Source organism: Pseudoduganella sp. HUAS MS19 (assembly GCF_053615455.1).
In genome coordinates this window covers 857,742-882,287 of record NZ_CM132133.1, presented here as the reverse complement: position 1 = coordinate 882,287, position 24,546 = coordinate 857,742, and the positions used below count along the sequence as shown (strand labels likewise).

Here is a 24,546-nt window from a genome sequence, read left to right as displayed (position 1 = left end):
TTTATCCTTATTTCTTGCCGCGGCGAGAGACGATCATCGAAGAAGTACGCTTGTTCGAGCGAGTCTTCTTACCCTTGGTCTGCTGGCCCCATGGCGATACTGGATGACGACCAGCTGCGGTACGGCCTTCACCACCACCGTGCGGGTGGTCGATCGGGTTCATCACCACACCGCGGACGGTTGGGCGAACACCGCGCCAGCGCATCGCACCAGCTTTACCGATCTTGCGCAGGCTGTGCTCAGCATTGCCGACTTCGCCGATGGTGGCGCGGCACTCGATGTGCACGCGGCGCACTTCGCCGGAGCGCAGGCGAACCTGGGCGTAGGTACCTTCACGGGCCATCAGGACCACAACGGCACCAGCGGTACGGGCCATCTGGGCGCCTTTACCTGGCAGCATTTCCACGCAGTGGATGTTGGTGCCGACTGGGATGTTGCGGATTGGCAGGCAGTTACCGGCCTTGATCGGCGCTTCCGAACCGTTCAGCAGGGTGTCGCCAACAGCAACGCCTTTCGGGGCGATGATGTACTTGCGCTCGCCGTCGGCGTAGCACAGCAGGGCGATGTGTGCGGTACGGTTTGGATCGTATTCGATACGTTCCACTTTCGCAGGGATGCCGTCCTTGGTGCGCTTGAAGTCCACAACACGGTAGTGGTGCTTGTGGCCACCGCCGATGTGGCGGGTGGTGATGTGACCGTTGTTGTTACGGCCAGCAGTCTTGGACTTCTTTTCCAGCAGGGCGGCGAACGGACGACCTTTGTACAGGTCGCTGTTCACAACCTTCACCATGCCGCGACGGCCTGGGGAGGTTGGCTTCATCTTAACGAGTGCCATTATTTAGCCTCCTCGGTGAAATTGATTTCCTGGCCTGGCTTCAGGCACACGAAAGCACGCTTGGTGTGGTTGCGGCGACCGATGAAACGGCCGGAACGCTTGACCTTACCTTCGCGGTTCACGGTCTGCACCGATTCCACTTCAACCTTGAACAGCAGTTCAACGGCGGCCTTGATTTCTGGCTTGGTCGCATCCTTGGAAACCAGGAACACGATCTGTTCGTTCTTTTCCGCAACCATGGTGGCTTTTTCGGAAATGACCGGAGCCAGCAGCACCTTCATCAGGCGCTCTTCGCTGTGTTTGATAACTGCGCTCATGCCAGCATCTCCTCAATCTGTGCCAGAGCTGCCTTGGTGACCAGGACCTTCTTGTAGAAGACCAGGGACATTGGGTCAGCGTGACGCGGCTCGACAACCAGCACGTTCGGCAGGTTGCGGGAAGCCAGTTCCAGGTTTTCCTGGATGGTGTCGGTAACGATCAGGACCGAATCCAGACCCATGCCGGTCAGCTTTTGCGACAGCAGCTTGGTCTTAGGGGCTTCGATCGACAGGTCTTCGATCACAACCAGACGCTCTTCGCGGGCCAGCTGGGACAGGATCGAGCAGATACCTGCGCGATACATCTTCTTGTTGACCTTGTGCGAGAAGTTCTCGTCAGGGGAGTTCGGGAAGATGCGACCACCACCGCGCCACAGCGGGGAGGAGGACATACCAGCACGAGCACGGCCGGTGCCTTTTTGGCGCCATGGCTTCTTGGTCGTGTGGTGGACTTCTTCACGGTCTTTTTGCTTGCGGTTACCGCTACGTGCGTTAGCAGCGTAAGCAACGACGACTTGGTGGATCAGTGCTTCGTTGTAGTCACGGCCGAAGACGGTGTCAGCGGCGGCTACGTTCGACGCAACTTGACCTTGCGCGTTCAAGAGCTTCAGTTCCATCGATTAAGCTCCCTTCTTTGCTTTAACTTTAACAGCTGGCGATACAACAACCTGGCCGTTTTTCGCGCCTGGTACTGCACCCTTCACCAGCAGCAGCTGGCGATCAGCGTCGATACGAGCGATTTCCAGATTCTGGGTGGTGACGGTGACGTCGCCCATGTGACCGGTCATGCGCTTACCTGGGAACACACGGCCTGGATCCTGCGCCATACCGATGGAACCTGGTACGTTGTGCGAACGGGAGTTACCGTGGGTTTGACGACCCGATGCGAAGTTGTGACGCTTGATGGTACCGGCATAGCCCTTACCAATCGACACACCTTGCACGTCGATCTTCTGACCGACTTCGAACAGGGAAGCGGCGATAACTTCACCGGCTTTCAGTTCGTTTGCTTTAGCTGCGTCAACGCGGAATTCCTTGATGAAGGAACCAGCTTCAACACCTGCTTTAGCGTAGTGACCGGCAGCAGCTTTAGTCACGCGGGATGCGCGACGCTGACCGAAGACAACCTGAACAGCGGAATAACCATCCACTTCAGGAGTTTTGATTTGCGCAACACGGTTGTTCGATACGTCCAACACGGTGACTGGGATCGAGTCCCCGTCATCGGTGAAGATGCGCATCATACCAACCTTGCGACCGAGGAGGCCAAGGCTCATTTTTTCTCCATTCCCACCTACGATTGGGCGGGGCTTTGTTTAACTACAAAAAATGATACGGGCAAAAAAGACGAACCCATACCGAAGCCGGCTAGTGTACCGATATTTCCCCCTTGACGCAACAGCTTTGTACGAGGTATGTCAAATGTTTTGACCGCCGGCAAGCGAGCGCCGCCGCAAATTAACTACCCGTTAAGATTGCCACCTTCGCGCAAGGAGGTAAGCATGGTTAAACTGGCAATTCCTGCTGTCCTGGCCGCCCTGATGGCCATTTCCCCTGCCCGCGCCGGCACTGTCGGCGCCACCCTGAGCCTGGACCAGCTGCAAATCCAGACCAGCGGCAATGTCGCTTTCCAGCCCGGTAACTGGGAAATGGAATCGCGCATTATCAATGTCAGCAACGATCACTCCGTTTCCGACAACGACAGCCACACCGCGAGCTGGGAACCGTTGGCCAGCTCGGCCAGCCACGGCGGTTCCCTGACCCGCGGCAGCTGGGACGCCCTGGGCGGCGGCGGCAGCCTGTCTGTCTCCATGGTCGACAGCGACGCGCCCTGGCGCTGGGGCAATACCGACCTGTGGACCAGCACCTTCATTTACCTGGCACCGGGCGCCAGCTTCACCGTCAGCGGCCAGCTTGCGCTGGAATTCGAGAACAGCACCAGCGGCCAAGCCTTCAGCACCGGGGCAGTCGGCATTTGCCTCGACCTGACGCCAGGCGAATGCCGCAACGATTATGGGCGCACCACCCACCTGGCCGACGATCCCGATGGCTATACCGACCACTTTTCGGTGAGTTGGACCAACAGCACCGACAGCAACCAGCAACTGCTGTGGCACACGCAACTGTCGGTGAGCGCCATCCCGCCCTCGCCGGTACCGGAACCGGCCGGCTGGGGCATGCTGTTTGGCGGACTCGGCCTGTTGGGAGCATGCCGGAAACGGTATCGCAGCGCCTGAAAAACTCATTGGTAGCCGACAGCAAGTACTCCTAATGTGGTGATGGGCCAGAGCGCCCTATAACCATAAGGAGACTTCATGAAGAAATTGCTGGCAATACTCTGCCTGTGCCTGCCCGCCCTGGCGGCGCAGGCCATCACCCTCGCCGGACTGCAAAATGCCCACGACCCGGGCACCATCACCAAGGACGGCGACACGTATTTCAACTTCACCACCGGCACCGGGATCTGGTATTCCACCTCGACCGACCTGATTACCTGGCAGGGCGGCCCGGGACCGGTGTTCAGCACCTATCCGGGTTGGATCGCCAACAAGATCCCCAATTTCAGCGGCTCGTTCTGGGCGCCCGACGTGATCCACATGAACGGGTACTACTATATTTACTACTCGGTCTCGACCTTCGGCACTTCCAGCTCGGCGATCGGGGTCGCACGCACACCCTCGCTGAAGAACCCGGCCTGGACCGACCTCGGCATCGTGGTCGAGTCGTTTGGCGGCGCCAGCGAGATCAACGCCATCGACCCCGCCCTGTACCGCGACCACGACGGCAAGGTGTACATGAGCTACGGCTCCTTCTTCGGTGGCATCGGCGTGGCGGAGATCAACCAGTCGACCGGCAAGCTGGCCGGCAACGTCAGCAGGATCTGGGGCGGCAGCGGCCAGGACATCGAAGCGCCCTACATCACGCGCGACGGTGGCTATTATTACCTGTTCGTCAACCGCGGCGCCTGCTGCAAGGGTTCTAACAGCAGCTATTACGTTGAAGTGCAGCGCGCCACCAGCATTACCGGCCCCTACTCCGGCACCCGCACCGTACTGCCGAACGTGGACGGCAAATACAAAGGTCCCGGCCATATCGGCGTACTGAAGCAGGATGGCTGCAATTTCACCTCGGTCCACTACTACGACCTGAACGACGGCGGCAATGCCAAGCTCGACATCCTGCGCATGAGCTACAGCGGCGGCTGGCCAGCGCTGACGCGCAACTTCAGCAACTTTGCCGGCTGCGGCGGCATGAGCGACGGTCCCTACGTGATCAAGTCGCGCCTGAGCGGCAAGGCGCTTGCGGTCGCCAATGCCTCCGGCAGCAACGGCGCCATGGTGCAGCAGCAAAGCTACAGTGGCGCCAAGCACCAGCAATGGTATGTGATCGGGCATGGCGACGGCCAATACAGCATCATCAACGCCGGCAGCCTGCGCAGCCTGGACAACTGGGAAAACTCCACCACAGCCGGCACCAATATCGCGCAATGGTCCTACTGGGCCGGCAACGGCCAGCACTGGAGTTTCGCCAGCCCCGCCAGCGGCTGGTACACGGTCAAGAACCTGCTGAGCGGCTACGTGATGGATGTGCAAAACAAGAGCACGGCCGAAAACGCGCAAATCATCCAATGGCCGCTGACGAATGGCAGCAACCAGCAATGGAGCTTCACCCGCCCATAACGACAGCCGCGCCCGTGGCAACCTTGGGGTCAGACCCCAAGGTTGCCACGGGCTCGTCCGGAGCGCGGGCGTAGAATGCAGTCATGCTATTTCGCCTCGCTGCCGATGCAGTCCTGCTGCTGCATCTCGCCTTCATCCTGTTCGCGCTGTTAGGTGCGGTCCTGGCGTTGCGCTGGCCGCGTCTGGTGCGCATCCATTTGCCGGCGGCGCTGTGGGCCATCGGCATCGAACTGATGGGCGCGATCTGCCCGCTCACCTACCTGGAAAACGATTTACGCGTGCGCGCAGGCCAGCAAGGCTATGCGGACGGATTCATCGAGCATTACCTGCTGCCTGTGCTCTACCCTGCCGGCCTGACGCCCACCTTGCAGTACATATTGGCGGGCATCGTACTGGGCGTGAACCTTTTGCTGTATGCCTGGCTGTGGTTGCGCCACCGTCGCGCCTGCCGCTAACGCGCACGAAGCGAATGCCACCTGCTCCGGCAGGCGGACATAGCCACGGAAGGCATCGGGCCGGCTGCGCCCCAGCCTCGCTTGCAGGACTTGCATCAGGTCCATGTAGGCGGCACTGCCAGCCGTCGGGGCGCACGGCAGCGCCAACCGGTAGGCCGGCGACGTCCCGTGGCCAGCTATGGCGACCTCGCGGTATGCGCTAACGATCACGCCAAGCAGTTCCGTGCCGGGGCGCACGTCGAGCTGCCACGCCACCGTTTCGTAGCTGGCCAGCACCAGCACTACCCGTGCACCACGCTGGTCCAGCACCACGCGCACCGGGCCCGCGGGCTGGCCGGCCGTGTAGCCGGACAACACCATCAGTTGCGCGCCCTCGGCGAGGGAGGGCGCCAGCAAGCCGCCCGGCAGCATCACGCTTGCTCCACCGGCACAGGTGCCGGGCTATTCAGGTTGTACCAGTCCACCTTGCGGGTGGCGACCATGATGGCTGCCAGCACGGCAAACAGCAGGATGGCGCCCAGCATCAGGGCATTGTTCTCCGAATTGAGCAGGCCGAACAGGATGCCGTACAAGGCACACAGTGCGGCGCCGAAGCCCAGGCCGCGCTTCCAGTCATGCAGTACGTGCATCAGGTAGTAAGCGATCAGCACGATGCAGGCGGCGCTGGCGGCAAGGTAGGACGCGACGAAGTTGTAGTGCTCAGACAGGCTGACCAGCAGCAGGAAGAACAGCGCCAGGGCCAAGCCCACCAGCAGGTACTGCACCGGGTGGATCGGCAAGCGCTTCATCACTTCAAACAGGAAGAAGGCGGCGAAGGTCAGTGCCACGAACAGCAGGCCGTACTTGGTGGCGCGGTCTGCCATCGAGTACACGTTGACCGGCTCGATGAACGCGGCCTGGATGGTGTCCAGTGCAGGCTGGGCATGTTCGCCCTGCCCGGCCGACTGTTCGCGCTGGCGGAGCTGCGCCTGGGCTTCGCTGGCCAGCGAGGAAATGCGCCACACAGCCTGGAAACCCTTCTCGTCAAGATTGTACTGCTCCGGCAGGAAGCGTCCGCTGAACTGCGGGTGCGGCCAGGACGAAGACATGACGAAGCGGTTATTGCGCGCCAGCGGCACAAAGGCCTGGCTATCCATCCCCGCCAGATTCAGGTTGAAGCTGAACTTGACCTGGCCTGGCACCGCATCCTCCATCGGCAGCTTGGCGTGCAAGCCTTGGCGCGAGGAACGCAGGCCGGAGCCCTGTTCGAATTCAAAGCTGCGGGTGCCCCAAACCAGGCGCGGGATGTCACGCACGCCGCGCACGTCGGCCACGGCCAGCGCAATGTAGGGGCGTTCCGGCGTGATCTGCGAGCCGCTCTCCGTGTGCGGCAGCTCGGCCACTTCAGGCACGATGAAATCGCCGTTGATCTTGTGCGCGCCGTTGAACATCAACACCTGATGGATGCCGCGGTGGCGGCGCTCGGTGCCGAGGTTCGACAGGACTTCGAGCTGGTTGGGAAATACCAGGTGCTGCGATTGCTTGCGGTAACGCTTTGTCTCCGGCTTGCCGTCCTTATCCTTTTCTTCGACGGCATATACCTCACTATATGGCATGACCAGCACCGGCCCATAGATATGCTGCTCGCCCACCGAATCGGCAGCGATGCTGCGCGCAGCTTCGTCGCGGTAGGAGATGCGGTCGCTGATAGTGGACTGGATCATGGCCAGCGGCACGCCGAGCAGCAGCATCAGGATGCCGACGAGCAGGGCTTTGAAAAGAAGTTTCTTTTGCATGGTGGGTGCTTCCTGTTGTTATGGTTGCGCCAGTGTAGAAAACCGATGTGCAGGGACGATGCGCCCTATGTGAAGCCATCGCGTTTTTTCAGGGCGCGCGCTCGACCGTCAGCACGACTGGCATGGCCCAGGTGGCTTGCGAAACCCGGTTCGAACTCGCGCCAATAGAACTGGCCCGCGGAAACTGCCGGCACCATATCTTTGAGTGCTTGGCGCATCGATGGTGGCAGCCTCGCATCGTCGGTGCCCATCTGTGTCCAGTAGGTTCCGCCACGCCGCTTCAGGACATTGAAGCCGTAGGCGCCATTGCGTTCCCATACCCAGATGCTGGCAGCGAGGAGCGCCAGTACCAACAGCCCCAGTACAAGGTAGATAGATCTTCGTTTCACAAGAGCTCCGTCAATTGCGCAAATTGCGCCAGTGTAGGGAGCGTTCATGTGTTGGCAATGCGTTCTGCGTGAAGCGCGATCACCGGCTTGGTATGCAAGCTCCTTTGACCGCGTGCTCCTGGAAGTCTGGCGGCGCCATAGCGGTGCTAACGTCTGCCAGCGATACCTCGCAACCATCCGGAGCGCCATCCACCAGCAAGTCATACGACTTCCCCGCCTCGGGCTCAAAGCTCACCACCCGGACACATTCCCTGGTAGTCACCTGCATTTCGAGTATTGGCTTTCCCGGGGTTTTCAGCACAGCATTCAACGCATTCTGCGGACCGTTCAATGTCTTGAAGTCGGTTTCATTCCGATAGATCTGCAGGTACAGGCGTCGCCCGGCAGCAAGTCTTGCGTTCTTGATTTCGCCCCACGTGGTGGCCAAGACAAGCACCCGGCCATTACCGGTGCCAGGAGTACATTTCGCGTCGGCGAAACCGGAAATCTCTACTAATGCTGTACTTGTCCTTGCCAGAAAGTCCCTTGTCTCTGCCGGCATGCGCGCCGCCAGCTGCGCCGACTTTTCGCCTGCGGCAGGCTGCTGATAAAACGATACACAACCCGGCAACAGCGCCGATGCAAGCAATAGACCGACTCCCGACCGCTTCATTAAATGACTTCCATGCACCAAGTTTGTCAAAATAATGTCCGTTTGACTGGGCGGCAATAACTTGCGCATGCATCCTACAATTTTTGTGGCAGACGCACGATGGCGCGGCATCCGGTGTTGGACTCATTGACAACCTGCGCCGTGCCGCCATGCAGCGTTACCACTTCTCGTACAAAAGGCAGCCCGAGGCCGGTGCTCTTCGGTGCATCCGGACGCGGCAGCGAGTAGAAGCGTTCGAATACGCGTTCCAGCGCGTAGCCCGGTATGCCGGGGCCGTTATCGGCGACCACGATCTCCAACATGCCGCCCTCGCCGCGCGCGGACATCGTGATGCGGCTGCCGCGCGGCGCGAAGCTGATGGCATTGTCAAGCAGGTTGCCAAGCGCCTGACGCAGCAGCAGGCGGTCGCCCAGTAGCTGCAGTTGCGGCGGAGCGTCTATATCGAGCTGAAGCGAGCACGCGGCCAGACGGCCCTGAAAATCGCCTGCCACGTCTTGCAACAGGCCTGCAATGTCAAGCGGCGCAGCGTCGTCGATGCGCTGCTGCTTTTCCACGCGCACCAGTGCCAGCAGCTTGTCGATCAGGTCGCGCTGGCGGGCGTTCTGGGCCTGGATGGTCGACAGGAACTGGCGGCGCTGTTCAGGCGGCATGTCCTCCTCCAGCAGCTCGGCCGTGGCCTGGATGGCGGCGATCGGGCTTTTCAACTCATGGGTCAGCGTGTGCATCAGCGTTTCGACATAGTCCTTGCCTTCCAGCTTGGCGCGCATGGCTTCCAGCGCGTGGCCGAGGGTGCTGATCTCGCTGCTGCCCAGCTTGGGCATGACTGCCTTGCGACCGGCCTGCACGTCTTCCACGAAGACCATCAGTTTGTTGACGGTGCTGGCCATGCGCCAGGTGATCGCAACGCCGATCAGCAGCGACAGGCCAAGCAGCACAATGCCCCATTTCAGGATCTTGCGCTGGCTGCGCTCGATGAAGCCTTGCACGCTGGAGATCGGCTTGGAGATCGTCAGCACGCCAATGGTTCGGTCGCCGTCGCGCACCGGCGCGGCGACGTACATGCCCAGGGAGCTATAGTCGCGCGGCACTTCGCTTGTCATGCGCGCGCCATATTGGCCGCGCAAGGTAAGGTAGACGTCGTTCCAGCGCGAATAGTCCTTGCCCACGGCTTTGCCGGCGGAGTCGAAGCGCACGATGCCTTGAGCGTCGGTGATGGTGATGCGGTAGTCGGTATTGCGGCTGGCGGCAGCGATCCTTGCCAGCAAAGCGGCATCGGAAGCCCCCTCCTTCACATCGTCGGCGACCAGCCGGGCCAGCAACTGCGCAGTGTCATTCATGGCCGCTTCCAGCGTGGAGCGGGCGCCGGGTTTGACTTCCTGCACGAAGACGTTGAGCAGGAACCAGGCTGCCAGGCCGACGATCAGGAAGTAGCCAAGCAGGATGCGCAGGCCAATCTTCATGCGCCGGTCTGCAGGCTGTAGCCCATGCCGCGATGGGTCTGGATCGGGTCGGCGCTGTCGTCGATGGCGCGCAGCTTGGCGCGCAGGGATTTCACGTGGGCGTCCACCGTGCGGTCCAGGGTTTCGGGGGCGTCACACCAGACGCGGTCCATCAGCTGGGCGCGCGACATCACGTGGCCGGGATGCTCGACCAGGGTCTTCAGCAGCAGGTACTCGTAGCGGGTCAGGTCGAGCGGCTGGCCGGCAAACAGGATGCGCGCTTCGGCGGCGCGCAGTTCGAAAGCCGGTGTGCGCGGCGCGGGCGGCGCAGGCGGTGCAACAGGCACGGTGGCCGGCGCGCCAGGCGTGGCGCCGTTGCCGGCACGGCGCAGGATCACACGCACGCGCGCCACCAGTTCGCGCGGCGAGAAAGGCTTGGTGACGTAGTCGTCGGCGCCGATCTCGAGGCCGACGATGCGGTCGATCTCATCGCTGCGGGCAGTGAGGAAAATCACCGGCGTCTCGCTGAACTGGCGCAAGCGGCGGCACACATCCAGGCCGCTGATATCGGGCAGGCCGACATCGAGGATCACCAGCGCCGGCGCCAGCTCGCGCGCCGCAAGCAGCGCCGTCTCGCCCAGCATTACATGGTGCGGGGTGAAGCCCTCCTTGCCGAGGGCGAAGGCAATACTGTCGGCAATGGCTTGTTCGTCTTCGACGATCAGGATGGTCTTGTCGCTCATGCGCGGCAGTATAACGCGCCTAGCTTCGGTTTTGCCGGCCCTCGTCGCCTGTAGCCTTGTCGGCGGCTTCTTTCGCCTTTTTTCCGGCTGTCTTCCAGCGCCTTGACCGCATCTTGCACCTTGTCGCGCTGTTGCTCGCTTGGCAGCTCCGAAATGTATCAGGCCATCTTCGCTGGAGCCTGCCTTTCCGAAGCCTTGACGTCCTGCACGATCTTACCTTGCTGCAGAATCACGACGCGATCAGCCATGGAAATGGTCTCCGGCCTGTGTGCGACCATCACGCGCGTCAAGGCCAGTTGTTTGATCGCCTTATTGACGACGCCTTCGTTCCACACATCAAGGTGGCTGGTCGCCTCGTCCAAGACCAAGATGCGCGGGTTCTTGTACAAGGCGCGCGCCAGAAGGATACGCTGCTTCTGCCCACCCGACAGACCACTGCCAATGTCCCCAATCAAGGTGTGATAAGCCATTGGCATGGCCGCGATTTCGGGATGAATGGCCGCCAGTTGAGCGCAATGCTGGATGCGCTCCTGGTTAGGGTTGGGGTCGAAGAAGGCGATATTATCCTGGATCGAGCCAGCAAACAGGCTATCGTCCTGCATCACCGTGCCCAGCATTTCGCGGTAGTTGGCCAGACCAAGGCTATTCAGCTTGACGCCGCCCACTAGAATGTGGCCTTCGGTCGGCTCCAACAATCCAAGCATCAGCTTCATCAAGGTGGTCTTGCCACAGCCCGATGGGCCTGTGATGGCAATGCATTCGCCGGCTGGGATGGTCAGGTTCAAGTTGGCAAGTACCAAGGGTTCGCTGTCGGAATAGCGGAAGCTGATGTCGCGGAATTCAATGCTCGGCATGATCTGCGTAACATCGATTTCGGTATCGTTGCGAACCACCTCCGTCTCGGCCAGGATGATGTCGGCCACGCGCTCGCCATGCAGCCGCAGCATCCGGAATTCAAACAGCTTGTCGACCAGGCTGGCAATGCGCTGGCTGAACTGGTCCTTGTAGGAAATGAACGCGAACAGCATGCCGACCGAGAATTCGCCGGCCAACACCAGCAGCGCCGCTAGCCAAACCACAATAACCCTCTCAGCGCTAAACAAGAAAGTGTTGGCTGTCTGGTATGACACCGACAACTTCGCGATGCGCAAATCGGCATTGAACTGATCGGCCAGCGCATTGAGCCATCCTGCACGGCGCTCATCGTTACGCCCGAACAGTCGGATACTCTGGATGCCACGCACCGATTCCATGAAGTGCGTCGACTGCTTGGAGGCATGGATGATTTGCTCGGCCGTCGCTTCGCGCAGTGCGCGGAAAATTACCCAGCGCATCAGCACATACAGCAGGGTAGCGATGCATGTCACGCCCGCCAGCTTTGCGCTGTACAGCAGCATCATGATGAAGGTGGTGAGCACGAGCACGCCATCAATCATGCCTTCAACGAATTGCGTCGTCAGGCTGCGCTGTATAGTCTGGATTGAGCCAAAGCGAGAAACGATGTCGCCGGTATGGCGCTTTTCGAAGTATGGCAGGGGCAGCTTCATCAAATGGGAGAAGGTATTGCCCAGCCACTGAATGTTCAGGTTGGTCGCGATGACGGTGGTGATCCAGGAGCGCACACCGCCTATGCTCGTCTGCAGCAGCACCAGCAGCAGAAAACCTACGCCCAGCACCGTGATCAAGTCGCGGTCGGCCGCCAGTAGTGCTTCATCGACCAGCCATTGCATATAGAACGGCGCCACCAACGCACACACTTGCAGCGCCAGGCCCAACAACAGGATTTGCGCCAAACCCCGCTTCAAGCCAATCACGCGCCCCATCAGCGAGACCAGCGAGAATTGCTGCAGTTCCTCGCCTTTCTTGAACTCCGAACCCGGCGTTAGCTCCAGGGCAACACCGGTGAAATGCTTGGAAAACTCTTCCAACGGTACGCGCCGCTCACCTACCGCCGGGTCGTGGATGACGACGTGGCTGCGCGTCAGCGATTTGAGCACGACGAAATGATTCATATCCCAGTGCAGGATGCACGGCAGCTTTAGTTCGTGCACATGCTCCAGGCCCAGCTTGAGTGGGCGAGGCGTCAGGCCGACGCCGGTCGCCATCGCCATCAAGCTTTTTAGAGTGACGCCCTTGAGCGAGACGGAAAAGCGGCGCCGCATACTCGCGATGTCGGTCTTATGACCCCAGTAGCTGCACACCATAGACAGGCAAGCCAGGCCGCATTCGGCCGACTCAGTCTGCAGCACGACTGGCAGGTGGCGTGAACGCCAAAATTGGATATTGGTCAGGAATGGTACTTGCATGGCAATGGAATTCAAAGACGGCCGGAAATGCTGAACAAGGGTTCCAACACCCATTCATATAGTTTGCGATGCTCGAGCACGATGCTGGCATCGACCAGCATGCCGGACTTGAGCGGGATCGGCTGCCCATACGCGCGCACGGACTGCTGGCTTAGCTTGAGGCGGATGCGGTACATCGGCTCGGCGGTGCGGCTGTTCGCGCCCGGCATGTCTAGTTCCTGCGGCGTTAATGCCGCACTGGCCACTTCGCTGACGACGGCTGAATGCTGACCGAACTTCTGGTACGGATACGCCTGATAACGGAGTAGCACTGGCATGCCCGGCTTGATGAAACCGATTGCGCGTGATGGCGCGTAAACCTCAGCCTCCAGCAGCGAGCCCGATGGCAGCAGCGAAGCCAGCGTGGCACCGGCAGTCACAGCCTGACCGCTGACGGCCGCGATGGCGGCCACCGTGCCATCGGCCGGAGCGCGGATCAGGATTTCCCGGCGCGCCTCGTTTTCAACGATATCTTGCTTAACGGCATCGGAATTGCGCTGCAGCGCCTCGGCTTCGCGCCCGGCCTGGATTTCCAGGTCGCGGATTGCGGCTTTGGCTTCGGTCGAGTTGCGCTTGGCCGATGCTTGCGCACGTAGGATATCGGCCAGTCGCTGACGCTGGTCCAGCAGCTCAGCCTGCCTTTCTTGCAGTTGGGCGGCCGAAATATAGTTCTGCGCCTGCAGATCGGCATAGCGCTTGAGCGATTGCTCAGAGAGCGCGACGCGGTTTTGCTGCAGCCGGTATTGCTCCTCCAGGTGCGCGCCCTCGTTGGCGAAATCGGCCTCCTTGTCGCGGGCGGCAGCCAGTCGCTGCTGCGCCTGCAGGCGCGATTGCTTGAGCTCAGTGGCGTAGCTGTCGCGCCGGCTTTCGAGCAGTTTGGTGATGACTTCCTGGGCTTGGTCAGCCTTGGTGCTGCTGCGCTCACTGGACAAGACGAACAGCACATCGCCGGCCTTGACTTGCTGGCCCTCCTTTACCTTGGCTTGCACGATAGTGCCGGCCTGAATCGGGACGATACGCAGCGCGCCGGCACTTGGCAACAATACGCCTTGACATTCGGCTTTGCGCGTTGTGCTGAACAAGATGAAGAAAATCACGATGCCGGCGGCCAACAAGGCAAACCACGCGGTCAGTAGCTTATGGCTGACCGGATGAGTCAGCAGCACCGTACCATACTGGCGCACGTTCAAATATTCGATCGCCTGGGTGCGGAATAGTGGTGTGGCGCTGGCAGAAGGTGCTACGGATTCTTGGGTGTTTGAAAGATCGTCACGCACGGCGAAGGAAAAATGAAATAAGCATGGAAGCCACCGAAGATGGGGCAGTTTGAATCGGGAAGTAGAATGACGAACAAATGCAGCTAAGCCGGCGTGGACATTCCAGCTAAGGAGTAGGGCACATCTGGGTGATCGATATGCCAGCCAAAGTAGCCCAATCACCCGACCCTTCTTCGACTACCATTACGTTCAGATTCTGTTTATCGGAAACGGTCAAGGCCGCACACGCTCCTGATATTGGTCTGTGCTGCTGGACATAGCAAGCAAATGCCCAACTTGCATCTCCGTTGCGCCGGACGTTGCGACTATTGCATTCAGCTCGGTCCAAGTATGCAGCGACAACGCCTGCTCTAAAGCTGCGGCATGCGCCGGCGGCACGCGGAATTGCAGGAATGCTTTGCAGCTAGGGCGTAGCAGTAGTAGTGCATAAAGGGCGAAGCAGACTGCTGCGGCCTGCAGCCCGCCGATAAGCAACTGCATGCCGTGCCCATTCACCAGGCCGCCCCCAAACCGCAGTGCCAAAGTCACTGCGCCAATAATTGCCAAACTGAGTTTGACCTTACCCAGAAACTCCATTCTTACTGCTTTGATTCGAGCGTGCAGAATTTCCAAATCAGGATGCATATTTGCCATAGAAAAATTTGATATGGGCTGTTAGTTCTGATAGCCGAATACTGAACCCTGAATAATGCAATCTTTTGGCATTTTTACGATCACTGAAACTGCTACAAATAGATCCGTTCCTGCCCCAGCCATGTTAAATATGGAACACCATGCCAGTTCCGGTATGTAGACTGGATAAAATATCGCCACGCCAAAAGGCAGCAATGTCAGCAATATTATCGGCATCATGGCCATGACTATATATCGCCATTTTGATTGCGCGCCATGGCACCCTACAAAAAAGACAAAAAACTTTCGGTCAAAGCCGATGAACGAATTGGGACTGAAGCCCATCGCTGGATGGGCAAGCAAATGCGCCAATTCATGGGCCAGCAAGATACCGATTGTCGCGCCAATGAACACCCAGCTTGGTCGGTCGAATATTCCCAATATCTGGTTTGGCCCAAAGGCGAGGCGCCATGCCAAGTAAACCGCCGGCACCGTTAGCAATCCAACGGCAAGAGTATACAGTTGGACCTGGCGCGAATTTAGCCGGATGCTGCCTTGTGGTCGTGCTGGGGGAAGGTCAGGCGGGGGAATTTTCGATAAGAATTTCATATATTTGCAACTACTGAATATCATGGATGCGGGAGTAATCGCACCCATGATACCTTCTGCTGCCAATTGGCAGCGAATCACATGCTTAGAGCTTGCTGATCAGGTAGGCGTCGTATGCAATAATCGCCACATCAAACGCCAGCAGGGCTACAAACAACACACCACCGGATACTTCTTCAACTTCAACTGCATTCAGCTCTTGCATAATTTCCTCAAAAAATAAATAACGTCACATTATTGTGACGTGACAACATTTTTACAGGGCATTACACAAACGTCAATAACTCTTGGGATTATCGAAATAGTGTTGACAAAACACAACATGACACTATTGACAATGTCGATGCATTACCGCCAATTCCCCTCATGCATCGCTCTCAGAAAACTGCTCTGGAACAGGCTCAGGCGCGAACAATACCTCCTGGGCCGCCACCATCCAACCGGTTTTCGTGCGACCGATCGAGTAGGGGGCGGAGTTACTCCCGCCGCCCTCTCACACCACCGTACGTGCGGTTCCGCATACGGCGGTTCATTCAATAAACTGGAAGCGCTGCCGTGTAGCGAGCAGCGAAACCAACCCTAGTGCATCGAAGTGCTTCTTCGGGTAGGCGGCGTTCATATGGCTCGCGCCGGCGTTCCACCAGGGGCCACGTCCGTTGTTTGCCGACTTCCACGCACGCTTCGCGTCCAGCCCCTTCGCTTGCAGCTTTCTGATACGGGTCGCCGGACGCTTCCACTGCCTCCATAAAATGCAGCGCAGCCTGCGCCTTATCCACCCGTCCAGGTCCTCCAGCACGCCCTTTACCTCAGTCAGTCGGAAGTACGATATCCAGCCTCGCAGCACCGGGTTCAGCTCGTGGATCGTCGTAGCCAGGTTGCGAGATACGTTCCCGACCACGATTTCCCTCACCTTGTCTTTCAATCGCTTCAGGCTTGCCGCCGCGATTTTCAGACGCCCCTGTTTGTGCCATGTAAAGCTGTAGCCGAGGAACTTCCTTTCCCAAGGCCGTGCAACGGCGCTCTTGTCCTTGTTTACCTTGAGCTTGAGCTTATGCTCGAGGTAGCCAGTCATCGCATCCATCACACGCTGCCCTGCCAACTCGCTTCCGACATAGATATTGCAGTCGTCGGCATAGCGGCAGAACCGGTGGCCCCGGCGCTCCAGTTCACGGTCCAGATCGGTCAGCAGGATGTTCGACAGCAGCGGCGACAGTGGTCCGCCCTGCGGCGTCCCCTCAGTTCTCGCGCTGACGACACCGCCTTCCATCAGTCCCGCTTCGAGGTAGCGCCGGATCAGTTTCAGAACCCGTTCGTCCTTGACCTTGCGTGCAACGCGCGACATCAGGATGTCGTGGTTCACACGGTCGAAGAACTTCTCCAAGTCAACGTCGACCACCCAGCGGCGGCCCTCCCTGACATAGCTTTGCGCTTGCATTACTGCTTGCCACGCATTACGGCCAGGACGAAAGCCATAGCTGTGTTCGGAGAATCCAGGTTCAAACTGCGGCTGCAGAACTTGCAGCAGCGCCTGCTGAATCAAGCGGTCCATTACCGTGGGGATGCCCAGCAGTCGTACCCCGCCGTTTGGCTTCGGTATTTCTACTTTGCGAACCGCCATCGGCATGTACTCGCCCTTGAGCAGCGCTGTCCTGACAGCTGGCCAGTGCTGTCGCAGCCATGCCTTGAAGTCGGCAAGCACGAGTCCATCGACTCCCGCCGCTCCCTTGTTTCGCATGACCCGCTCATACGCTCGCCAGAGGTTGTTACGTTCGACCACGGCGTCCATCTGCCGCAGTCCTTCCGCTTTCGTTCGCCTATTCGCCGCCGTGCATTCCTCGACTCCAGGGACGGCCCCCAGCGACATCCGGCCGCTTTCCCCCGTCACTGGCGCAGTTGCCTGCCTTGCTGTTTCATCGGTTCGCATCGAGGTCGAATGTCCTACTCGCGTTGTTGAATGTTCAGGCCTTCGGCCAAGCTCTGCGGACTCCTCGTCCTTGTCTCGACCTACTATGCCCTCGGCTGACTTCTGCACATGCATCCCGTCACCTCACGATGCCGGTAGCACAGTGGCACATGTGCAGATCTCCCCGGGTATTGCGCACCTACCTTCACGCTTATGCCTGTCGGATCTACGTCGCCGCCTTCCGTACAAGTTTTGGGCTTTGGTGATTATGGACACCTCACCCGGCTGCGCCGCCTCGTATCCGCTTCCTGTTCGTCAGGCCAGCGCTTTGCTTCCGGCTTCCTCCAGATTCGCAGTCGCCCGCGACACCCTTGCCTTCCGCTAGCTCTTCCCCTTGTCGGGCGAGCAGAGGACTTTCACCTCCAAGTAGGTGCGCCCTGCCGGGCGCACCATAAAAAAGGCCCGCAGATGCGGGCCTTTTCGATGTCTTGCGACGAAATCGATTACTGCAGTTTGATTTCGACGTCCACGCCAGCTGGCAGGTCCAGCTTCATCAGGGCGTCAACAGTCTTGTCGGTTGGGTCCACGATGTCCATCAGGCGCTGGTGGGTACGGATTTCGAACTGGTCACGGGAAGTCTTGTTCACGTGCGGGGAACGCAGCACGTCGTAACGCTGGATACGGGTTGGCAGAGGAACTGGGCCTTTTACCACGGCGCCGGTGCGCTTGGCGGTGTCAACGATTTCCAGGGCGGACTGGTCGATCAGCTTGTAGTCGAAAGCCTTCAGGCGGATACGGATCTTTTGGTTTGGAGCGGACATGCTTATTCCTTAAAAGAACGAACCGGCAACAATATGTTTCCGGCAATGTATGTAAATACTACGACGGGCCGACATGATAGCACATGCCGGCCCGCTAGATTCAGATCAGGGGACTAATAAATTAGTCGATGATCTTGGCAACCACGCCGGCGCCGACGGTACGGCCGCCTTCACGGATTGCGAAACGCAGGCCTTCTTCCATAGCGATCGGGGAGATCAGCTTCACGGTGATGGAGACGTTGTCGCCTGGCATAACCATTTCTTTGTCCGCTGGCAGCTCGATGGAGCCGGTCACGTCGGTGGTACGGAAGTAGAACTGTGGACGGTAGTTGTTGAAGAACGGGGTGTGACGGCCGCCTTCATCTTTCGACAGAACGTAGATCTCGCCGGTGAAGTGAGCGTGCGGCTTGATCGAGCCTGGCTTGGCCAGAACCTGACCACGCTGAACGTCTTCACGCTTGGTGCCGCGCAGCAGCAGACCAACGTTGTCGCCTGCCTGACCCTGGTCCAGCAGCTTGCGGAACATTTCCACGCCGGTGCAGGTGGTCTTGACGGTGTCGGTGATACCAACGATTTCGATTTCTTCGCCGACTTTGATGATGCCGCGCTCAACACGACCGGTCACCACGGTACCACGGCCGGAGATCGAGAACACGTCTTCCACTGGCATCAGGAAGGTGCCGTCAACAGCGCGCTCTGGGGTTGGGATGTAGGAATCCAGCGCATCGGCCAGACGCATGATGCAGTCTTCGCCCATTTCGCCAGCCTGGCCTTCCAGCGCCATACGTGCCGAACCCTTGATGATTGGCAGGTCGTCGCCTGGGAACTCGTACTTGGACAGCAGCTCGCGCACTTCCATTTCGACCAGTTCCAGCAGTTCTGCGTCGTCCACCAGGTCGCACTTGTTCAGGAACACGATGATGTATGGAACGCCAACCTGACGTGCCAGCAGGATGTGTTCGCGGGTCTGTGGCATTGGGCCGTCAGCTGCGGAGCAAACCAGGATCGCGCCGTCCATCTGCGCAGCACCGGTAATCATGTTCTTGATGTAGTCGGCGTGGCCTGGGCAGTCAACGTGAGCGTAGTGACGGGTTGCGGTCTCGTACTCGACGTGAGCGGTGTTGATGGTAATGCCGCGTGCTTTTTCTTCTGGAGCAGCGTCGATCTGGTCGTAAGCTTTCGCTTCGCCGCCGAATTTCTTCGACAGGACGGTCGCGATCGCAGCGGTCAGGGTGGTTTTGCCGTGGTCAACGTGACCGATGGTGCCAACGTTCACGTGCGGTTTAGTCCGCTCGAACTTTTCTTTTGCCATTTTAATTCTTCCTCAGAACTTTAGATTTAAGGTCAAACCAGGCGGGAGGATCTCCCCCGCCCGGGTAATTATTTATTTTACTTCGCTTTAGCGGTGACGATTGCGTCGATCACGTGCTTAGGAGCTTCAGCGTAGTGCTTGAACTCCATGGTGTAGGTCGCGCGGCCCTGGGTCGCGGAACGCAGGATGGTCGAGTAGCCGAACATCTCCGACAGAGGTACCTCTGCCTTGATGATCTTGCCGCCGCCGCCTGGGATCTCGTCCATGCCCTGCACCATACCGCGGCGGGACGACAGGTCGCCCATCACGGTACCGGCGTAGTCTTCCGGAGTCTCGACTTCCACAGCCATCATTGGTTCCAGGATGACTGGGTTCGCGCGTTTGCACGCTTCCTTGAACGCCATCGAACCGGCCATGCGGAATGCATTTTCGTTCGAGTCAACGTCGTGGTAGGAACCGAAGGTCAGGGTGACTTTAACGTCAACCACTGGGTAGCCTGCCAGAACACCGTTGTTCAGGGTTTCGCGCACGCCTTTTTCCACCGCAGGGATGAATTCGCGAGGAATCACACCGCCCTTGATCGCATCGACGAATTCGAAGCCCTTGCCTTGTTCCTGTGGTTCCAGGGTAACAACAGCGTGACCGTACTGGCCGCGGCCGCCGGACTGCTTGACGAACTTGCCTTCTGCGCCTTCAACGGTCTTACGCACGGTTTCGCGGTATGCAACCTGTGGCTTGCCAACGGTTGCTTCCACGCCGAATTCGCGCTTCATACGGTCAACGATAATTTCCAGGTGCAGCTCGCCCATACCACCGATGATGGTCTGGCCGGATTCTTCGTCGGTTTTCACGCGGAACGAAGGGTCTTCCTGTGCCAGGCGGTTCAGGGCCAGGCCCATCTTTTCCTGGTCAGCCTTGGTCTTAGGCTCAACTGCCTGCTGGATCACCGGCTCTGGGAACACCATCTTTTCCAGGGTGATGATCGAGGATGGATCGCACAGGGTTTCGCCGGTGGTCACGTCCTTCAGGCCCACGGCAGCGGCGATGTCGCCGGCGCGGACTTCCTTGATCTCTTCACGCTGGTTAGCGTGCATCTGCAGAATACGACCCAGACGCTCTTTACGCTGCTTGACCGAGTTGTACACGGTGTCGCCTGCGTTCACCACGCCGGAGTAGACGCGGAAGAAGGCCAGTTGGCCCACGAACGGGTCGGTCATGATCTTGAATGCCAGGGCAGCGAACTTCTCTTCGTCCGAAGCCTTACGGGTAGCTGGCTGTTCGTCTTCGTCGGTACCGGCAACGTCAGCGATGTCCACTGGCGATGGCAGGTATTCGATCACGGCGTCCAGCATGGCCTGCACGCCCTTGTTCTTGAAGGCGGTGCCGCACATCATCGGAACGATTTCCGAAGCGATGGTACGCTGGCGCAGGGCGGTCTTGATCTCTTCTTCCGACAGCTCGCCTTCTTCCAGGTACTTGTTCATCAGGTCTTCCGACGCTTCAGCAGCGGCTTCAACCATCTTCTCGCGCCACTCGGTCGCGGAATCCTGCAGTTCTGCAGGGATGTCGACGTAGTCGAACTTCATGCCCTGGGACGCGTCGTCCCAGATGATGGCCTTCATCTTGACCAGGTCGATCACGCCTTTGAAGTTGTCTTCGGCGCCGATCGGGATCTGGATCAGGATTGGGTTGGCCTTCAGGCGCGAACGCATCTGCTCGTAGACCTTGAAGAAGTTGGCGCCGGTACGGTCCATCTTGTTCACGAAGGCCAGACGAGGCACCTTGTACTTGTTAGCCTGGCGCCATACGGTTTCAGACTGTGGCTGCACGCCGCCCACTGCACAGTAAACCATGCAAGCGCCGTCCAGAACGCGCATCGAACGCTCCACCTCGATGGTGAAGTCAACGTGCCCTGGGGTGTCGATGATGTTGATGTGGTGTGGCTTGAAGTTGTTCGCCATACCATTCCAGAAGCAGGTAGTCGCTGCCGAGGTAATGGTAATGCCGCGCTCTTGCTCCTGCTCCATCCAGTCCATGGTGGCGGCGCCGTCGTGCACTTCACCAATCTTGTGGTTCACGCCGGTGTAGAACAGGACGCGCTCGGTGGTGGTGGTCTTACCAGCGTCGATGTGAGCGGAGATACCGATATTACGGTAGCGCTCAATGGGGGTCTTGCGGGCCATAATTGATCCTAAATCTTTGAATGGACAAAACCGAGCAGCATTTTTTCAAGAAAAATGTGCCCGGCTTGAACAAGGCCAGCCAGTACAGGCCGGCCAAACGTATTAGAAGCGGAAGTGCGAGAACGCTTTGTTCGCTTCAGCCATACGGTGGACTTCGTCACGGCGCTTCATTGCACCGCCACGGCCTTCCGCGGCTTCCAGCAGCTCACCACCCAGGCGCTGTGGCATGGACTTTTCGGAGCGCTTGTTAGCGGCTTCACGCAGCCAACGCATGGACAGGGCCAGGCGGCGCACTGGGCGCACTTCGACTGGAACCTGGTAGTTGGCGCCGCCAACGCGGCGGGACTTCACTTCAACCAGTGGCTTGGCGTTGTTGATCGCTGCGGTGAACACTTCCAGCGGGTCCTTGCCGGACTTGGACTGGATATGGTCGAAGGCGCCGTAGATGATGTTTTCTGCAACCGACTTCTTGCCGGACAGCATCAGGACGTTTACGAATTTAGCGACTTCGGTGCTACCGAATTTTGGATCCGGCAGAATTTCGCGCTTGGGTACTTCACGACGACGTGGCATGTCATTTCCTTTTCTTCAGTTGAGCGCCTCTGATTTGGCACTCGCGGTGGCCATCATAGCCATCCACTTACTCGGTCTCGCGACCGCCTCAACTCATTTAAATTGCAAGAATTACTTCTTAGCGGCTTTAGCGCGCTTCGCACCGTACTTGGAGCGAGCTTGCTTACGGTCTTTAACGCCCTGGGTATCCAGAGAGCCACGGACCATGTGGTAACGCACACCTGGCAAGTCTTTTACACGACCGCCGCGCAGCAGGACAACCGAGTGTTCCTGCAGGTTGTGGCCTTCACCGCCGATGTACGAAATCACTTCGAAGCCGTTGGTCAGGCGCACTTTTGCAACTTTACGCAGTGCCGAGTTAGGCTTCTTAGGAGTGGTGGTGTACACACGGGTGCACACGCCACGCTTTTGCGGGCAGTTTTCAAGTGCCGGCGATTTGCTCTTCACGACCAGCTTGGTACGTGGTTGGCGAATCAATTGATTGATGGTTGGCATCGTTTTAAATCCAACAAAATTACAGCATTGACAACCCGGGCAGCCTTGCCCGGGGGCTAAAACGGTATCTCTCAGAGTGCGCTGAACGTCGCTCAAACAAACGCGTATACGATGCGCAGACTAAATTGAGAACTCGCGAGTATATACTTGGTTAACCGCTCAGTCAACCGGAATGCTGAATAAAGTGGCAGTATTTGGACGCCCCACGGCCCGCTATTGGCCGCATAATAGCGATCATTTCGCACTTTCCTGTAAGCAATGCTGCCGCGCCCTTCACACCTGTTCATCCTGTTTAGCTACCTGGCGCTATCCGCGGTGCCCTTTGTACCTTTGCTCCTGGGCAAGCCGGTGGAACAGCCGTGGCAGCTGCTGGGCATCGAGTTCGTGGCCTGGGTCACGGTGTGGGCGCTGTTCAAGCGACCCGCCTATTTCCACTGGCTGCTGATCCCGGCCTTCCTGGCGCTGCCGACCGAGATTTACCTGTTCGTCTTTTACGGCCAGGGCATCTCTACCCACCACCTCGGCATCCTGGCCGAGACCAGCCCGCAGGAGGCGATGGAATTCCTCGGCCGCAAAGTGTGGACCATGCTGGCCGTGATGGTGGGGGTGGCGCTGTGGTGGGTGCTCACCTTCCGCGCCGCGCGCCAGACGCGCGAGCTGGACTGGCATGGCGGCTCGCGCTGGTTGGCGCTGCTGACGCTGGCCGTGCTGGCGGGGACGGCCGCCTGGGGCTATGAATTCGGCATCGATGCGGCACCGGCATCGCGCCCGGCAGCCAGCGCTGCTGCGGGCGGCGCAAACGGCAGCGAGAGCGCGTCCGAGAACGACGGCGACCACGGCAGCGAGAGTGCCTCGGCACGCGCCGCGCTGGCCGGCGCCCACACGCTGCACCTGCCCGGCCCGGCCCTGCCCTACTGGGCTCGCCTGCCGTTCGAACCGGACGCCTTCATCGAATCCTGGCCTTTCGGCCTGGCGGCGCGCGGCTATGACTTCTACAAGGAGCGGCGCTACCTGTCGGAATTGCATGAGCGCAGCGCCAGCTTCGAATTCGGCGCGCGGCAGGTCGACGGCGGCGCGCAACCGGAAGTCGTGGTGATGGTGCTGGGCGAATCTTCACGCTACGACCGCTGGAGCCTGAACGGCTACAAGCGCGAAACCAATCCCTTGCTGGGCAAGGAGAGCAACCTGGTGGCGCTGTCGGACGTGATCACTTCCGTGTCGGCCACCCGCCTGTCGGTGCCGGTGATCATTTCGCGCAAGCCGGCCACGCAAAGCCTGAAGGATGGCTTCAGCGAAAAATCCTTCCTGACCGCCTACAAGGAGGCGGGCTTCAAGACCTGGTGGCTGTCGAACCAGATCTCGTTCGGCCAGTACGACACGCCGGTATCGGTCTTCGCCAGGGAAGCCGACGTGATCCAGTTCCTCAACCTGGGCAGCTTCACCAACCATTCCAATTACGATGAAGTGCTGTTCGAGCCGCTCAGGCGCGCGCTGGCCGATCCGGCGCCCAAAAAGCTGATCGTGCTGCACTCGCTGGGCAGCCACTGGAACTACAGCCAGCGCCACCCGAAGGCATTCGACAAATGGCAGCCATCGCTGTTCGGCATCGACAAGCCGGTGTACACCGACCGCAAGATCAAGCCGCTCCTGAATAACAGCTACGACAACTCGATCCTGTATACCGACTGGTTCCTGGCGCAGGTGATCGGCGACCTGAAAGGCACGGGCCAACTGGCATCGATGCTGTACGTTGCCGACCATGGCCAGACCTTGTACGACGGCTCATGCCGCCTGGCCTTCCACGGCCACAACACGGATTATGAGTTCCATGTGCCGGCCTTCATGTGGTACTCGGACCAGTATCTCGTGCGCTATCCGGACAAGGTTTTCGCCCTGTACCGCAACCGCAAGGCCAAGCTGGCGACAGAGAACATCTTCCACACCATGCTCGACGTGGCAAACATCCGCTACCCGGACGACAAACCGGCCTGGAGCTTCCTTAGCAAGGACTTCAAGGTGCACAAGCGGGTGGTGGACAGCTACGGCTGGACCAACTACGACAACGCGAAATTCAAGGGCGACTGCCGCGAGGTGATCGACAAGGGCAAGCCGCAGGTGCAGGACAAATAAA

General features: G+C 59.2%; 23 protein-coding genes. 4 read left to right on the top strand and 19 right to left on the bottom strand.

What is annotated here, in order from left to right:
• Positions 1–7: 7 nt before the first annotated feature.
• Genes rplB through rplC form a run of 4 tightly spaced genes read right to left on the bottom strand, consistent with a single transcriptional unit; the run spans position 8 to position 2,429 of the window.
• The gene (gene rplB / locus ACWBU6_RS04040) at positions 8–835 is read right to left on the bottom strand and encodes a 50S ribosomal protein L2 (RefSeq protein WP_452647579.1); all 828 of its coding nucleotides are present in this window, start codon (positions 833–835) and stop codon (positions 8–10) included.
• Positions 835–1,152 (bottom strand): 50S ribosomal protein L23, encoded by a 318-nt coding sequence (gene rplW / locus ACWBU6_RS04035; RefSeq protein WP_057264745.1) that lies wholly within the window; start codon positions 1,150–1,152, stop codon positions 835–837. Before rplW ends, rplB begins: the two co-directional genes overlap by 1 nt.
• Positions 1,149–1,769 carry a 50S ribosomal protein L4 gene (gene rplD / locus ACWBU6_RS04030; protein WP_130315953.1) on the bottom strand — a complete coding sequence of 207 codons (621 nt, stop codon included), beginning with the start codon at positions 1,767–1,769 and terminating at the stop codon, positions 1,149–1,151. Before rplD ends, rplW begins: the two co-directional genes overlap by 4 nt.
• A 3-nt stretch (positions 1,770–1,772) precedes the next feature.
• The gene (rplC, locus tag ACWBU6_RS04025; protein WP_055937618.1) at positions 1,773–2,429 is read right to left on the bottom strand and encodes a 50S ribosomal protein L3; all 657 of its coding nucleotides are present in this window, start codon (positions 2,427–2,429) and stop codon (positions 1,773–1,775) included.
• Positions 2,430–2,654: 225 nt separating this feature from the next.
• On the opposite strand from rplC, the gene ACWBU6_RS04020 reads away from it, so the two are divergent.
• From ACWBU6_RS04020 to ACWBU6_RS04010, 3 genes are all read left to right on the top strand, one after another.
• A complete protein-coding gene (locus ACWBU6_RS04020; RefSeq protein WP_452647578.1) occupies positions 2,655–3,389 on the top strand; it encodes a PEP-CTERM sorting domain-containing protein in 735 nt (244 codons plus the stop codon).
• Positions 3,390–3,467: 78 nt separating this feature from the next.
• The gene (locus tag ACWBU6_RS04015; protein ID WP_452647577.1) at positions 3,468–4,832 is read left to right on the top strand and encodes a family 43 glycosylhydrolase; all 1,365 of its coding nucleotides are present in this window, start codon (positions 3,468–3,470) and stop codon (positions 4,830–4,832) included.
• An 83-nt stretch (positions 4,833–4,915) separates the two neighbouring features.
• Positions 4,916–5,287, top strand: a complete 372-nt coding sequence (locus tag ACWBU6_RS04010; protein WP_452647576.1) for a DUF2784 domain-containing protein — start codon at positions 4,916–4,918, stop codon at positions 5,285–5,287.
• 410 nt (positions 5,288–5,697) lie between these two features.
• On the opposite strand, the gene creD is transcribed toward ACWBU6_RS04010, so the two are convergent.
• The 15 genes from creD to rpsL form a co-directional block, all read right to left on the bottom strand.
• Positions 5,698–7,062, bottom strand: coding sequence for a cell envelope integrity protein CreD (creD, locus tag ACWBU6_RS04005; protein ID WP_452647575.1), 1,365 nt, complete (start codon positions 7,060–7,062; stop codon positions 5,698–5,700).
• A gap of 65 nt (positions 7,063–7,127) precedes the next feature.
• Positions 7,128–7,451 carry a hypothetical protein gene (locus tag ACWBU6_RS04000; protein ID WP_452647574.1) on the bottom strand — a complete coding sequence of 108 codons (324 nt, stop codon included), beginning with the start codon at positions 7,449–7,451 and terminating at the stop codon, positions 7,128–7,130.
• Between the two features lie 79 nt (positions 7,452–7,530).
• Complete coding sequence (locus ACWBU6_RS03995) at positions 7,531–8,172, bottom strand: hypothetical protein (RefSeq protein ID WP_452647573.1); 642 nt, start codon at positions 8,170–8,172, stop codon at positions 7,531–7,533.
• Between the two features lie 5 nt (positions 8,173–8,177).
• The gene (creC, locus tag ACWBU6_RS03990) at positions 8,178–9,563 is read right to left on the bottom strand and encodes a two-component system sensor histidine kinase CreC (protein WP_452647572.1); all 1,386 of its coding nucleotides are present in this window, start codon (positions 9,561–9,563) and stop codon (positions 8,178–8,180) included.
• Positions 9,560–10,285, bottom strand: coding sequence for a two-component system response regulator CreB (creB, locus tag ACWBU6_RS03985; protein WP_452647571.1), 726 nt, complete (start codon positions 10,283–10,285; stop codon positions 9,560–9,562). The genes creC and creB overlap by 4 nt, the downstream gene beginning before the upstream one ends.
• A 158-nt stretch (positions 10,286–10,443) precedes the next feature.
• Positions 10,444–12,591, bottom strand: a complete 2,148-nt coding sequence (locus ACWBU6_RS03980) for a peptidase domain-containing ABC transporter (protein ID WP_452647570.1) — start codon at positions 12,589–12,591, stop codon at positions 10,444–10,446.
• Positions 12,592–12,602: 11 nt separating this feature from the next.
• A complete protein-coding gene (locus ACWBU6_RS03975; protein WP_452647569.1) occupies positions 12,603–14,069 on the bottom strand; it encodes an HlyD family secretion protein in 1,467 nt (488 codons plus the stop codon).
• A gap of 51 nt (positions 14,070–14,120) precedes the next feature.
• The gene (locus tag ACWBU6_RS03970; protein WP_452647568.1) at positions 14,121–14,540 is read right to left on the bottom strand and encodes a hypothetical protein; all 420 of its coding nucleotides are present in this window, start codon (positions 14,538–14,540) and stop codon (positions 14,121–14,123) included.
• A gap of 21 nt (positions 14,541–14,561) precedes the next feature.
• Complete coding sequence (locus tag ACWBU6_RS03965; RefSeq protein WP_452647567.1) at positions 14,562–15,176, bottom strand: DUF3267 domain-containing protein; 615 nt, start codon at positions 15,174–15,176, stop codon at positions 14,562–14,564.
• A gap of 481 nt (positions 15,177–15,657) precedes the next feature.
• Positions 15,658–17,052 carry a group II intron reverse transcriptase/maturase gene (gene ltrA / locus ACWBU6_RS03960; RefSeq protein ID WP_452646893.1) on the bottom strand — a complete coding sequence of 465 codons (1,395 nt, stop codon included), beginning with the start codon at positions 17,050–17,052 and terminating at the stop codon, positions 15,658–15,660.
• Positions 17,053–17,534: 482 nt separating this feature from the next.
• Positions 17,535–17,852, bottom strand: coding sequence for a 30S ribosomal protein S10 (gene rpsJ, locus ACWBU6_RS03955; protein WP_028101676.1), 318 nt, complete (start codon positions 17,850–17,852; stop codon positions 17,535–17,537).
• 121 nt (positions 17,853–17,973) lie between these two features.
• Positions 17,974–19,164, bottom strand: a complete 1,191-nt coding sequence (gene tuf / locus ACWBU6_RS03950; RefSeq protein WP_452647506.1) for an elongation factor Tu — start codon at positions 19,162–19,164, stop codon at positions 17,974–17,976.
• A gap of 77 nt (positions 19,165–19,241) precedes the next feature.
• The gene (gene fusA, locus ACWBU6_RS03945; protein WP_452647566.1) at positions 19,242–21,347 is read right to left on the bottom strand and encodes an elongation factor G; all 2,106 of its coding nucleotides are present in this window, start codon (positions 21,345–21,347) and stop codon (positions 19,242–19,244) included.
• Between the two features lie 102 nt (positions 21,348–21,449).
• The gene (gene rpsG / locus ACWBU6_RS03940; RefSeq protein ID WP_155452640.1) at positions 21,450–21,920 is read right to left on the bottom strand and encodes a 30S ribosomal protein S7; all 471 of its coding nucleotides are present in this window, start codon (positions 21,918–21,920) and stop codon (positions 21,450–21,452) included.
• Between the two features lie 111 nt (positions 21,921–22,031).
• A complete protein-coding gene (gene rpsL / locus ACWBU6_RS03935; RefSeq protein WP_028102972.1) occupies positions 22,032–22,415 on the bottom strand; it encodes a 30S ribosomal protein S12 in 384 nt (127 codons plus the stop codon).
• A 258-nt stretch (positions 22,416–22,673) separates the two neighbouring features.
• Between rpsL and ACWBU6_RS03930 the strand changes: the two genes are divergently transcribed.
• A complete protein-coding gene (locus tag ACWBU6_RS03930) occupies positions 22,674–24,545 on the top strand; it encodes a phosphoethanolamine transferase (protein WP_452647565.1) in 1,872 nt (623 codons plus the stop codon).
• The last annotated feature ends 1 nt before the right edge of the window (position 24,546 follow it).

Excerpts from the sequence above, each read along its gene's own strand:
- rplB (WP_452647579.1), bottom strand. The coding sequence starts at position 835 with ATGGCACTCGTTAAGATGAAGCCAACCTCCCCAGGCCGTCGCGGCATG.
- rplW (WP_057264745.1), bottom strand. The coding sequence starts at position 1,152 with ATGAGCGCAGTTATCAAACACAGCGAAGAGCGCCTGATGAAGGTGCTG.
- rplD (WP_130315953.1), bottom strand. The coding sequence starts at position 1,769 with ATGGAACTGAAGCTCTTGAACGCGCAAGGTCAAGTTGCGTCGAACGTA.
- rplC (WP_055937618.1), bottom strand. The coding sequence starts at position 2,429 with ATGAGCCTTGGCCTCCTCGGTCGCAAGGTTGGTATGATGCGCATCTTC.
- ACWBU6_RS04020 (WP_452647578.1), top strand. The coding sequence starts at position 2,655 with ATGGTTAAACTGGCAATTCCTGCTGTCCTGGCCGCCCTGATGGCCATT.
- ACWBU6_RS04015 (WP_452647577.1), top strand. The coding sequence starts at position 3,468 with ATGAAGAAATTGCTGGCAATACTCTGCCTGTGCCTGCCCGCCCTGGCG.
- ACWBU6_RS04010 (WP_452647576.1), top strand. The coding sequence starts at position 4,916 with ATGCTATTTCGCCTCGCTGCCGATGCAGTCCTGCTGCTGCATCTCGCC.
- creD (WP_452647575.1), bottom strand. The coding sequence starts at position 7,062 with ATGCAAAAGAAACTTCTTTTCAAAGCCCTGCTCGTCGGCATCCTGATG.
- ACWBU6_RS03995 (WP_452647573.1), bottom strand. The coding sequence starts at position 8,172 with ATGCGCAAGTTATTGCCGCCCAGTCAAACGGACATTATTTTGACAAAC.
- creC (WP_452647572.1), bottom strand. The coding sequence starts at position 9,563 with ATGAAGATTGGCCTGCGCATCCTGCTTGGCTACTTCCTGATCGTCGGC.
- creB (WP_452647571.1), bottom strand. The coding sequence starts at position 10,285 with ATGAGCGACAAGACCATCCTGATCGTCGAAGACGAACAAGCCATTGCC.
- ACWBU6_RS03980 (WP_452647570.1), bottom strand. The coding sequence starts at position 12,591 with ATGCAAGTACCATTCCTGACCAATATCCAATTTTGGCGTTCACGCCAC.
- ACWBU6_RS03970 (WP_452647568.1), bottom strand. The coding sequence starts at position 14,540 with ATGGCAAATATGCATCCTGATTTGGAAATTCTGCACGCTCGAATCAAA.
- ACWBU6_RS03965 (WP_452647567.1), bottom strand. The coding sequence starts at position 15,176 with ATGGGTGCGATTACTCCCGCATCCATGATATTCAGTAGTTGCAAATAT.
- ltrA (WP_452646893.1), bottom strand. The coding sequence starts at position 17,052 with ATGCGAACCGATGAAACAGCAAGGCAGGCAACTGCGCCAGTGACGGGG.
- rpsJ (WP_028101676.1), bottom strand. The coding sequence starts at position 17,852 with ATGTCCGCTCCAAACCAAAAGATCCGTATCCGCCTGAAGGCTTTCGAC.
- tuf (WP_452647506.1), bottom strand. The coding sequence starts at position 19,164 with ATGGCAAAAGAAAAGTTCGAGCGGACTAAACCGCACGTGAACGTTGGC.
- fusA (WP_452647566.1), bottom strand. The coding sequence starts at position 21,347 with ATGGCCCGCAAGACCCCCATTGAGCGCTACCGTAATATCGGTATCTCC.
- rpsG (WP_155452640.1), bottom strand. The coding sequence starts at position 21,920 with ATGCCACGTCGTCGTGAAGTACCCAAGCGCGAAATTCTGCCGGATCCA.
- rpsL (WP_028102972.1), bottom strand. The coding sequence starts at position 22,415 with ATGCCAACCATCAATCAATTGATTCGCCAACCACGTACCAAGCTGGTC.
- ACWBU6_RS03930 (WP_452647565.1), top strand. The coding sequence starts at position 22,674 with ATGCTGCCGCGCCCTTCACACCTGTTCATCCTGTTTAGCTACCTGGCG.